The sequence below is a fragment of the Moraxella catarrhalis genome (assembly GCF_001656295.1).
Lineage (GTDB): Bacteria > Pseudomonadota > Gammaproteobacteria > Pseudomonadales > Moraxellaceae > Moraxella > Moraxella veridica.
Genome location: NZ_LXHE01000010.1, coordinates 51,533 through 59,092, shown reverse-complemented (window position 1 = coordinate 59,092; position 7,560 = coordinate 51,533). Strand labels below are relative to the sequence as shown.

The following is a 7,560-nucleotide window of genomic DNA, read 5'->3' as shown; positions in this document are numbered from 1 at the left end:
TTTGGCAAGTCGTTATCTCGTACCCAAATCCAAAGTCAGCTCGTCAAGAAAAAGAAAACAGGCAAGTTTGCATGGCTAAACGAAGTTAATAGCCAATCGTTACTAAATGCCTTGCTAAATGTCTATACCGCCTTTACCAATTTCTTCAAAAGTCGTACCAAGTTTCCACGCTTTAAATCTAAAAAAATCCCACAGCGAAGTTATCAATGTCCCCAACATTGCACCATAAATTTTAAACAAGGCATCATCAACCTACCCAAAACCAAAGGCATCAAAACCGTATTTAGCCGTGAATTTGTTGGCAATATCAAAACAGTTACCATCACTAAGACAGCCACAGGCAAATACCATGCAAGTATTTTAGTAGAAAACAATGAAGTTGTACCAACACCCACCACAATAGAGCCTAGCCTAACTGTTGGTATTGACTTAGGCATCAGCCACTTACTTAACTTATCAGACGGCAGCAAATTTGATAACCCAAAACATTTAGCCAAAGCCAGTCAAAGACTTGCGATACAACAAAAAATCTTTGCTCGCAAACAAAAACAAAGTAAAAACCATCAAAAGCAAAAGTTAGCCGCCGCTCGTATTCATGAAAAAGTACGCAACCAGCGTTTAGACATACACCACAAAATCACGCATAGCCTCATCTGTGAAAACCAAGCAACAAGCTATGCACTTGAAGATTTGGGTGTCAAAAACATGGTAAAAAACCGAAAACTTGCCAAAGCGATTCATGATGTGGGCTTAGGGCAATTTGTTACCTTGCTTACTTACAAGGCAAATTAGTATGGCAAAAACATTCTAAAAGTAAATCGGTTCTTTGCCAGTTCTAAAATTTGCTCGCATTGTCATCACAAATTAGACAGTCTGCCGTTGTCAGTCAGGCATTGGACGTGTCCTAGCTGTCAAACACAGCATAACCGTGATACCAATGCCGCAAACAATATACGCAAGCAAGCGTTAGCTGATGCACTAGGACTTAGTGTTGTATAAAGAGTTCCCTCAGTATAATACTTATCAGCGTAAGTGTACTGGCGAAAGATAGCAACTCAATCTAAGCTTAGGTTGTTATGGGTCGCAAAGATTCCCCCCCGCTATAACCGCTAGGTTTGGTGGTGGGAGTATGTCAAAATATAATCTGTCAAAGTACCAAAATCATCAAAAGCCGCATCAGGGTTCATAAGATCAATGGGTTCGCCATAATTATAACCATAACGCAGCGCAAGCGTGGTCATATCGGCGGCTCGACCTGCCAAAATATCGTTTTTTGAGTCACCGACCATGATCGCTGCCGCCGGCGTGATGCCTAGCGTCTCACAGATGTGCAGCAAAGGGGTAGGATCGGGTTTTTTGACACTCAGCGCATCACCACCGATGACCAACTCAAACACATCTACCCATCCAAAGTGCGCCAAAATCTCAGGCAGGTAGCGAGATGGCTTATTGGTGCAGATGGCAAGCACAAACCCTGCCTGCTTTAAGCGCTCAAGCCCTTGGGTAACCCCTATATAGCTTTTGGTTTTATCAATCGTTTGGCGAGCATATTCCGCCAAAAATATGTCATGCGCCAAATATAGCGCCTTAGCATCATCAATCTTATGTGCAGCCAGCGCACGCTCAACAAGCTTAAGCGATCCATTACCGACCCAGCTTTTGATGGTGTCGATTGGCATGATGGGCAACTCAAGCTGAGCATACATACGATTGACAGCCGCCGCCAAGTCAGGGGCGCTGTCGATCAGTGTACCGTCCAAATCAAATATAACCAGGCTTTTAGTGTGTGGTGCAGAATTTGGCATAATATGTCTCATCGGGGCTAATCAATAGTGCGGAGCAATCAAAGCATCATCAATGAATTGTAACACAGCTCATAAACTTTGGGGAATTTTGATATCCATAGCAATAATTGGCGTCAATCCTGGTCAAATCAGTTGTTTTTGATTGATATAAATGACGATTCTTGATTTAAAGTTTTATAATGATCAAAAATAAAGTTGCTTTTTGGATCTTTATGCACGGATCATGGCGACTTTAGGCTAAAGCTGACAAATTGTTGTCATTATGGCATGGTCAGCGGCGCAAAGATTTCATCATATTTGTCAAATGCCTGTAAAAATTCGTCCACGTGAGCAATCATGGCAACATTTCATTGCAATATTTGGCTGAATTTTGCCAAAACAGGGAATTTTTTGCAAAACTTTACACAGCGCCTATAAAACACGCACAGTCAAAATGAAATATTTTGTTACTATAGAACCATCTTCTTAGACAGCGGAAGAACCATCTTCTTAGACAGCGGAAAAAACCATCTTCTAAAGTCTAAAACTTGATTAATTACCAAGGAGAAAAACGATGAAAACCCTATCAAAAACTTTACTTGCTCTTTCTGTCTCGTCACTATTGGCTGTCAGCGCGAATGCAGCAATCAGCTACGGCACGTCAGCAGAAGCACAGCCTTATGTGGGTGTGAAGATCGGTCAAATTGATGCTGATCAAATTGACGGCAAAAACACTGCTTATGGCGTGTATGCAGGTTATAACTTCGACCAAAACTTCGGTGCTGAAATCGAGTATGTCGGTTCTGACACAAAAGACTTTAATGTTGGTGCTCGTCCAGTAGAAGGTGATGTGAAGTCTTATGGCGCTTATGGTACATATCGCTATAACTTTGTTAACACCCCATTTTATGCCAAAGGCAAACTGGGTATTGCTAAGACTGAAGTCGATGTGACCAGCCGCGATGCTATCCCTTACACTGATAACAGTGATAAGACAAGCCTAGCAGGTGGTGTGGGTGTTGGCTTTAAACCAGCAGCTAACTTTGGTATCGAAGCAAGCTACAACTACTTGTCAAAAGATGCTGATATGATTGGTCTAGGTGCTCATTTGGCTTTCTAATTGCCAACTGAAAAACTAAAAAAAGATCCTTGAATGAGGATCTTTTTTTTGTGGCTATTTACTAGTAATAAAAATTATTAGTGATAAACATGCCAAACTGAGGCTTAGTCAGATGACCGCCAAAGTATGACGCTGCTTTAAAGGGGTGTTATCCCAATGCTCAACGGCATGATTAAGAATTTCATGAGGTTTGGCGGCACGCATATCTTCAGTGGTGCGCTGACCTAAGAGCTTTAGTGCATATATCAGTGTTTCGCTGGGCTGTTTTGTGTCTATTGGCGTCGCAAGATTTTGTTTGGACAGTTTTTGACCATCTGAATTCATCAATAAAGGCAAATGATAAAAATAGCTCGGTATTGGTAGGCGGCATTTGTGCAGAATATCAATTTGAGCCACTGTCATGGGCGTGATATCCAGTCCGCGCATGATGTGCGTGATGTTTTGTAAGCCGTCATCAATCGCGCAAGCTAAAATATAATTAATCATTTGATTTTGGCGTTTGACCACAACATCACCCAGGCTCAAAGCTGGATTATCCCAAATCACGCCTTGTAGTCCATCGACAAAAGCTGTCTCAACATTAGGCAGCTGTAAGCGAAGTTTACTTTTAGGATGAGATTTATCCAAATTTTTATGCAGGCAAAAGCGTGGATATAGGATGGGCTGATTGAGTGCGTGGGGTTCGGCGATGTGATTTCGGTGGGCGTCGAGCTGTTTTCTTGAACATTGGCAGGCATAGGTGATGTCAGACAGTTTATCGGATAAAAAATCATTATAAATGTCTGTGCGTTTAGATTGGTAGGTAACTTCTTTGTCCCAATGTAGCCCAAGCCTATCCAAATCATGTAAAATGCTGTCTGTGTACTCAAGTCGACAGCGTTCAAAATCCACATCTTCGATGCGTAACAGCCACTCACCGCCCAATGATTTGATATGACAAAAGCTCGCTACCGCCGTGGTTAGCGAGCCTAAATGCAGATGGTGTGTCGGTGAGGGGGCAAATCGTCCAATTGGTTTTGGTATCAATGGGCTATTGACCGTGATTTTGTCTTTCTTTAATTTCAGACAGTGTCTTACAGTCGATGCATTGTGTTGCCGTTGGGCGTGCTTCTAGGCGACGCAGACCAATTTCTGTACCACATGTCTCACAATAGCCATAATCTAAGGTTTCGATGTCAGCCAAAGATTTGTCAATTTTGCGGATAAGCTTACGCTCACGGTCACGGGTACGCAGTGCCAAAGCAAACTCCTCTTCTTGAGTCGCTCGGTCGTTAATATCTGGCATGGTGTTGGTTTCTTCGTGAATATAGGTCTTTGTGCGTTCAGCTTCTGTTATTAATTCTTCACGCCAGTTTTTTAAGATGGTGCGAAAATGTGCTAACTGTGCATCAGACATATAGTCTTCGCCTTCAGTGGGCTGATAAGGGGTAAAGGTGGCTGCGTTCATCATCCCGTTTATCCTTATGGGTGCAAGTATTCATGATAAAACAAAGCTTGCAGGCTATTAAACTGCCTTACGGCAAAAAAATTGCAATTACTATATCAAAAGATGATTAAAATAGCTAATATTAATTTGCATTATTAAGACAAAATGAATGCGTATTTTGCACAATTTGTATGTAACTTGATACGATGCCTTTGTTGTCAATCTGTATCATACGGCAGCCAGCAGGCGTGTCAGCAATTTGAAAATTATCCACAAAAGGCATGAATTGACGGTCTGTGGAAGGACAGCTTAGCAGCTGAACCTGATGTGCTGGTAGCGGATGCAGCGTATGTACTTGATGCACATGTCCGCACAAAATCGTGTGAACATGAGCGTGTTTTTTAATCACATGCCAAAAATCTTGATGATTTTTGAGTAGATGAGCATCTATCCAATCTGAACCGACCTTTGTGGGGTGATGGTGTAGGGCGATGATGGTGTGTTCAGAGTGAGTGGTTAAAGTTTGATCAAGCCAAAGTAGTGTTTCATGAGTTAATAACCCAAATATTTCACCTGATACACTAGAATTTAGTAATAAAATTTGCCAATCATGCCCTGCTTGAAAAGTATACCGAAAGCAATTTTTTAGGCGTTGATCGGGCAAAATCGGCACATGTATCCGCTCTTGGTGTGCCAAATGAATGCCAATTTCGTGTGTCACATCATGATTGCCAGCGACAGCCAAATAGGGCGTTTTGGTTACTTTCAGTTGATTAAATAACCAATCATAAGCATCGCTATTACCATCATTCACCAAATCACCTGTCAAAAGCCATAAATCTGGGTTTAGATGCGTTGCTGTCTGAAAAACTGCCAAAAACCGCTGATAACTGGGGGCTTGACCAATGTCCCCCGTCAGGTGTAGATCGGATAATTGAACGATATTAAAGGTACGGTTATTGGTAATGTTAGGCATATTTGCTTAGGATTTTTTTGCAGGCAAAGGTAATAAAAAACCCAATGGCAAGCATGAGTACGATGGATAAGCCTGTTTGAATGTCAAGCCACACACTCCCCCAAACCCCTGCAGTAACAGCAATTTGGGCAAATACGATGGATAAAAATACCATCATCGTTGGTGATTGTGCAAACAAACGGGCAATCAAGGCAGGTAATATGAGAAGTCCGCTGATTAACAGACTGCCAACCGCCTGAAGTGCCACAGCACAAAATCCCGCCAAAAGCCCCATAAAAAATAGATGCTGATGTAATGGGTTAATGCCCTGAATTTGGGCAAGTGCTTCAGAGGTTGCCAGCTTAACCTGAGATTGCCAAATGAGTTTTAAAATGACCAAGCCCATTGCAATCAGCATGCCAAGTCTTGGTAAATCCGACCAATCCATATCAAGCAAGCTACCAAACAAAAACCCAAGCACATTTGCTTGTTGCTGAGTGAGCTGAGTGAGTGTCAGTAGCCCCAAGCAAAGTAGCGTGGACGCCAATACTGCCAAGGTGGCATCATTAGGAAGTCTTTTATCTTTGAGTAAGGTTAAAGCAATGATGACAGCAATGCTAATCATACCAATGCCCAAATCAGCAGGCAGGTTTAGCCATACGGCAAGTGCGATACCAAGCAATGCGCCATGTGCCAGAGTATCCGAAAAAAAAGCCATACGCCGCCACAAGACTAGGCAGCCTAACGGTGCGGATAATAATGCAATCAAGACACCAGCAATCCAAGCAGGTGCGATAATTGGTAGCCATTCACTCATGCGGTGTCTCGATGTCTATGACCGCTCTCAAGATGCTCATGATCCAAATGATGATCGCAGTGGGTATGTTGATGGATATAAGGTGCTTGGTAGCCAAACAGTTGCACAAATTCAGGTGCGATCGCAATTTGACTTGGCACGCCTTGACAGCAGATGTGCTTATTTAAGCAGATGACACGGCGAGAGCCTTTCATGACCCAATGCAAATCGTGTGATACCACAAGCATCGCACATTGTAAAAACTCAGGCAGCTGATCTAAAAACTGATACAACCAGCTTTCGCTTTCTGGATCTAGCCCTTGCATGGGTTCATCAAGGATTAATAGTTCAGGCTTATCTAATAAGGCACGCGCAAGTAGCACACGCTGTGTCTCGCCACCTGATAAATGATGCATCTGTTTGGGTAATAAAGATGTAATGGACAGCTTGTCAAAAATGTCATCTTTTTGAGCTTGAGTTAATCGCTTTGGATTGGCTTGTCTGAGCAAATCGATGACGCGTAAGGGAAGAATGGTTGGTACATTAAAGCGCTGCGGCACATAGCTGATATGACGCACTTTTTTGGTAATTTTACCGTGAGTTGGGGTTAATAAGCCCAAGATAAGCTTAACTAAGGTGGACTTGCCTGCACCATTTGGACCGATTAAGCTAATCATCTCACCTGCATGAATATTCATGCTGACACCACTCACCAAATCGCCATCGCTCACACGATAGCTGACTTGGTTTAATTGTAGGATGATTGGCGTATTATGGCTTTTGGTGGCAGTCACGACACACGCCTTTGAGTTCTATGGTGCTACGCTCAACCAAAAAGTTTGCATCTTTGGCAGCAAAATTCATCATACTATCGACAGGAAGGTTGCTACATTCTTCCACTTTTTGACAGCATCGGCAGATTAAAAATGCTGCGGCGTGCTGATCTCTGGGGTGGCAACAAGGGACATAAGCATTCATGGAGCTTAACTGATGAATCAGCCCTTCTTCAATCAAAAACTCCAATGAGCGATACACGGTCGGCGGTGCAATATTGGTTTTTTTTGCATTTGCATCAGACAAGCGGCTTTGCTGAAGTGCACTGATCAAGTCGTACGCCCCCATCGGTTTGTCTGCCTGCAAAATCAGCTGAAAGACCTCTTCACGCAGAGGTGTAAATCTAGCACCTCGTTTGGCGCAGTAAGCTTTAGCATCAGCCAAGCGCTGCTTGGGGGTTTGATGATGTTCATCATGATGATGGCTATGGCAATGATGATGAGCTAAATGCATAACAACCTTTTAAAATTGGGCAATAAATCAATAATGATCAGTGATAACCGTTATGGGTATCCACTAAGCCAACCACCGCAAAAGATTGATTTAGTCCATAAATTGATAAATTTGACCGTTGATTGACTTTAACTTTATCAGTTATATTATAGCAGTAATTATCAATCAAGACCATCATTTCAAGACCATCAT

10 protein-coding genes are annotated in these 7,560 nt (G+C 42.5%); 3 read left to right on the top strand and 7 right to left on the bottom strand.

Annotated elements, in window-relative coordinates; all coding sequences use genetic code 11:
* Both AO382_RS05130 and AO382_RS11040 read left to right on the top strand, forming a co-directional pair.
* Positions 1–792: RNA-guided endonuclease InsQ/TnpB family protein (locus AO382_RS05130; RefSeq protein WP_081261348.1), on the top strand; the 792-nt coding region annotated here is incomplete at its 5' end.
* Positions 793–804: 12 nt separating this feature from the next.
* A complete protein-coding gene (locus AO382_RS11040; protein WP_081261310.1) occupies positions 805–999 on the top strand; it encodes a zinc ribbon domain-containing protein in 195 nt (64 codons plus the stop codon).
* Between the two features lie 110 nt (positions 1,000–1,109).
* Here AO382_RS11040 and AO382_RS05125 read toward each other — a convergent pair whose 3' ends face one another.
* Positions 1,110–1,805, bottom strand: a complete 696-nt coding sequence (locus tag AO382_RS05125) for a phosphoglycolate phosphatase (RefSeq protein ID WP_064618712.1) — start codon at positions 1,803–1,805, stop codon at positions 1,110–1,112.
* Between the two features lie 553 nt (positions 1,806–2,358).
* On the opposite strand from AO382_RS05125, the gene AO382_RS05120 reads away from it, so the two are divergent.
* A complete protein-coding gene (locus AO382_RS05120; RefSeq protein WP_064618706.1) occupies positions 2,359–2,904 on the top strand; it encodes a porin family protein in 546 nt (181 codons plus the stop codon).
* Between the two features lie 108 nt (positions 2,905–3,012).
* Here the strand turns inward: AO382_RS05120 and gluQRS are convergent, their stop codons facing one another.
* The 6 genes from gluQRS to AO382_RS05090 form a co-directional block, all read right to left on the bottom strand.
* Complete coding sequence (gene gluQRS / locus AO382_RS05115) at positions 3,013–3,930, bottom strand: tRNA glutamyl-Q(34) synthetase GluQRS (RefSeq protein WP_064618704.1); 918 nt, start codon at positions 3,928–3,930, stop codon at positions 3,013–3,015.
* Between the two features lie 4 nt (positions 3,931–3,934).
* Positions 3,935–4,354: an RNA polymerase-binding protein DksA gene (gene dksA, locus AO382_RS05110; RefSeq protein ID WP_003658944.1), complete on the bottom strand. Its 420-nt coding sequence runs from the start codon at positions 4,352–4,354 to the stop codon at positions 3,935–3,937.
* A 118-nt stretch (positions 4,355–4,472) separates the two neighbouring features.
* On the bottom strand, positions 4,473–5,306 hold the full coding sequence (locus tag AO382_RS05105) for a metallophosphoesterase (RefSeq protein WP_064618702.1): 834 nt from the start codon (positions 5,304–5,306) through the stop codon (positions 4,473–4,475).
* Entirely contained in the window at positions 5,299–6,102 is an 804-nt protein-coding gene (locus AO382_RS05100) for a metal ABC transporter permease (RefSeq protein ID WP_064618700.1), read from the bottom strand. Before AO382_RS05100 ends, AO382_RS05105 begins: the two co-directional genes overlap by 8 nt.
* On the bottom strand, positions 6,099–6,875 hold the full coding sequence (locus AO382_RS05095; RefSeq protein WP_064618698.1) for a metal ABC transporter ATP-binding protein: 777 nt from the start codon (positions 6,873–6,875) through the stop codon (positions 6,099–6,101). Before AO382_RS05095 ends, AO382_RS05100 begins: the two co-directional genes overlap by 4 nt.
* A complete protein-coding gene (locus AO382_RS05090; RefSeq protein ID WP_064611803.1) occupies positions 6,853–7,368 on the bottom strand; it encodes a Fur family transcriptional regulator in 516 nt (171 codons plus the stop codon). The genes AO382_RS05095 and AO382_RS05090 overlap by 23 nt, the downstream gene beginning before the upstream one ends.
* Positions 7,369–7,560 lie beyond the last annotated feature (192 nt).